General features: G+C 40.2%; 6 protein-coding genes. 2 read left to right on the plus strand and 4 right to left on the minus strand.

What is annotated here, in order from left to right:
• Together KUG63_RS03805 and KUG63_RS03810 are read left to right on the plus strand one after the other, a co-directional pair.
• Positions 1–1,107: cyclopropane-fatty-acyl-phospholipid synthase family protein (locus tag KUG63_RS03805; RefSeq protein WP_287554104.1), on the plus strand; the 1,107-nt coding region annotated here is incomplete at its 5' end.
• A gap of 8 nt (positions 1,108–1,115) precedes the next feature.
• A complete protein-coding gene (locus KUG63_RS03810; RefSeq protein WP_287554110.1) occupies positions 1,116–1,610 on the plus strand; it encodes a DUF2878 family protein in 495 nt (164 codons plus the stop codon).
• Here the strand turns inward: KUG63_RS03810 and KUG63_RS03815 are convergent.
• From KUG63_RS03815 to KUG63_RS03830, 4 genes are all read right to left on the minus strand, one after another.
• The gene (locus KUG63_RS03815; protein WP_020932864.1) at positions 1,607–1,987 is read right to left on the minus strand and encodes a sirohydrochlorin chelatase; all 381 of its coding nucleotides are present in this window, start codon (positions 1,985–1,987) and stop codon (positions 1,607–1,609) included. The genes KUG63_RS03810 and KUG63_RS03815 overlap by 4 nt on opposite strands.
• The gene (locus KUG63_RS03820; protein WP_287554106.1) at positions 1,984–2,442 is read right to left on the minus strand and encodes a phosphate-starvation-inducible PsiE family protein; all 459 of its coding nucleotides are present in this window, start codon (positions 2,440–2,442) and stop codon (positions 1,984–1,986) included. Before KUG63_RS03820 ends, KUG63_RS03815 begins: the two co-directional genes overlap by 4 nt.
• 27 nt (positions 2,443–2,469) lie before the next feature.
• Positions 2,470–2,997: a lipocalin family protein gene (locus tag KUG63_RS03825; RefSeq protein WP_287554107.1), complete on the minus strand. Its 528-nt coding sequence runs from the start codon at positions 2,995–2,997 to the stop codon at positions 2,470–2,472.
• Positions 2,998–3,004: 7 nt separating this feature from the next.
• Positions 3,005–3,296 (minus strand): FAD-binding domain-containing protein (locus tag KUG63_RS03830; RefSeq protein WP_287554108.1); only part of this gene is annotated, 292 nt, incomplete at its 5' end.

Consider the following 3,296-nt stretch of genomic DNA (forward strand, 5'->3'; position numbering starts at 1 on the left):
GATTTAGTCGTAGAAATAAACGTTTTAAATAACGAATTTTATTGGTATATCGCTTTAGGCGGTAGCATAGGGGCTGCCGAATCTTATATAAATGATTATTGGCGCACACCTGATCTAACCAAGGTTATTCAGCTGTTTGCGTTAAACCAATCCGTTATGGACTCAATGGAGACTGGTTTGGCGAGCTTTACAAGCCCCATTAAAAAAGCATTTCACTGGTTAAACAAGAATACGCATAAGGGAAGTAAAAGTAATATCGTTGCGCACTACGACCTCGGTAATGATTTCTTTAAGCTATTTCTGGATCCAACGATGATGTATTCATCGGGTATTTTTTACCAACCAGATGACACAATGGAACAAGCCTCGACCAATAAATTAGAAAGGATTTGTACTCGTTTAAAGTTAAGGCCAGAAGATCAAGTGATTGAAATTGGCACAGGCTGGGGTGGTTTTGCGATGTACGCGGCTAAACACTATGGCTGCCATGTCACCACAACTACAATTTCTGAAGAACAATACGCCTATGCACAACAACAAATTGACAATGCAGGTTTAAGCAACAAGATTACGCTGTTAAAACAAGACTATCGTGAGCTGACAGGGCAGTATGATAAGTTAGTGTCAATAGAAATGATCGAAGCGGTAGGTCATCAATACTTTGACACCTTCTTTTCAAAATGTAGTGCGCTTTTAAAAGACGATGGTGAGATGCTTATTCAAGCCATTACTATTAGTGACCAGCGATTTAATAGCGCAAAAAAAGATGTCGACTTTATAAAGCGCTATATTTTTCCTGGTAGTTGTATACCGTCTATTAACGCGATTAGCCACAGCCTAACTAAATCGAGTGATTTGCGAATGACCAATATGGATGACTTCGGTATGCATTACGCAAGAACGTTAAATGAATGGAACAAATCGTTTAAAAATAATATTCAAGAGGTAAAGGCACAAGGCTTTAGTGATGAGTTTATTAGGATGTGGGCATATTATTTCAGTTATTGCGAAGGTGGCTTTAAAGAACAGGTAATCAGTGTATCGCAGTTGCATTTAGTTAAGCCTATGGCGCGGGTTCCAATGTCATTAGTAGCACTGGAGACATAACAATCAAGCTGTGGCAAACTGTTTTATTATTTCAGACTGGTTGGCTAGTCCTCGTTTCATGCCACGACAGTTTGCTTTACTTAGTCTCAATCGCTTTGATTTTGCTTTATTTGCTGCTCGACCTATATAAGACAAAGCAAAAAGATTATTTATCGTACGCCTTGCCGAAGCTTTTAATGTTTATAAGCGGTTGCCTGGCAGATTGGAGTTTAGCCAAGCTTGAGTTTATTCAGTTTGCTGCTGATGGCCCGACTCTACCTTTTTGGTTAGTGTTACTTTGGCTGCTTTTTTCTATTACGTTTGAACAGTGTTACCGCTGGTTAAGCGGTAAGCTAAAGCTTGCCGCTTTATTGGGAGGCTTATTTGGCCCAGCTTCATATTGGGCTGCCAGTAAACTGTCCTCTGTCAGCATACAGATGCCGGTTGAATTTACTCTATTAAGTGCTGTTTTTTGGGCCGTGCTGTTTGTTACTTTTATTAAAAAAAGATCGCTGGCCGCTTAAGCGCTCACTAATGTCGAGTTAACCGCGGTCGAAATCAATAAATCCACCATTAAATCAGAAGCGCCTAAGTGAGGCGAAAGGCTAATATTGATGTTTGCATGCCGAGCTGTACACCTATTAATAATATTAGGAATATCTTCTACTACATGCCGACCAGAATTAAGAAAGTAAGGCAAAACGGTAATTGATGTTGCACCCTCTGCAATACACTGCTCAATACCTTCAGGAATCAATACATCGCTTAGCTCCAAAAATGCCGGCTTAACAATATCGTATTGTTCAGCGCAGTTCTTTTTAAGCTTTTCAGCTAAATGTGCCACCTCATCATTCGATTGTTTGCGTCGGCTACCATGCGCAACTAGTAATAGTGCATTCATGATGCAACAGTCTCATCATGATTCTTTCCTAGCAAGTAGTAAGTGATACCTAAAGCCAAAATAATACTCGCTAGAGCAAACATATGCATAGGCTCGACAAACTTAAAGTCAATAATGATAACTTTCCTAGCCATTGCCATCATAGCTGTTGCGACGACTAATTTTAACGGGAATACATCAGTCCTTAAGTAAAGCACAATATTTTGAAAAATTTCTATCGCGATTAAAACCGCTAAAAAAGCAGCGAAGGTCTTAAATATATCCGACAGGCTAAGCAACAAGAAAGGAGGCGCTAGCAGTTGGTTATACATCACATAGAAAACATCGGCGACACCCCAAAAAATGACCAGCACCATCAAGACAGCCAGTATTTTAATAGCCACTTTTATGGCCTTATGCAAAATGGAAATTAAAGGGTCGTGGTGCTCGGTTGGCAGTTCATCATGTTGGCTCATGTCATGTTCTCTTTAAATATGGGACTATTACTGATTAACGAAAATTAACGCCGATGTATCAAATCCAATAGATTTTGACATTGAGATAAACTTGTCTATCACCTCAGGTTTAACGGTAGGCGTTCTTGCTAACAACCATAAATAGTCTTTATCTGGACCCGATATAAAGGCATATTGATAGCCTACGGTATCCAACTCAAAAACAATATACGAACCATAAAAGGGGCCAAAAAATGATACCTTTAAATGCCCTTCATCGGCATCACTCACAAAATAAGCTTTACCTTGGGCTTCTTGCCAAGCATTATTGTCGGCTGAAAACCCACGGTTAACAACGTTAATACCACCGTCCTCTCTTAAGCTATAGTCTGCGGTAACTTTGCTAAGCCCTCTTTCAAAAGAATGGTCTAGCCGCGCAATTTCATGCCATGTTCCTAAATATCGTTCAAGCTGAAAATTTTCAACAGGTTTTACCCCCTCTGGTATACCAACACATCCGGACAGGATAAAAACAACACTGAAAAAAAGATAAGCTATGGTTTTTTTTCTAAACATAGGCTGACTATACACCTTTAAAAGCGGACAGCGCCCTTAAGCGACCCCGCTTTAAATCAACAATCGGGCTAGGGTAATTCTCCGGTCTATTCTTAGCGCTGGGTAAATGAATGTCTTTATCTGATAAATGTGCCAGCTCAGGTAGGTAGTGGCGAATAAAGGTACCCTTTGGATCAAACCGTTGTGATTGAGTGACCGGGTTAAAAACTCTAAAGTAAGGCACCGAATCAGAGCCTGTTGAGGCACACCATTGCCAGCCCCCATTGTTTGCCGACAGATCACCATCAATTAAATGTTGC

The organism is Cycloclasticus sp. (assembly GCF_019090545.1).
Taxonomy (GTDB): domain Bacteria; phylum Pseudomonadota; class Gammaproteobacteria; order Methylococcales; family Cycloclasticaceae; genus Cycloclasticus; species Cycloclasticus pugetii.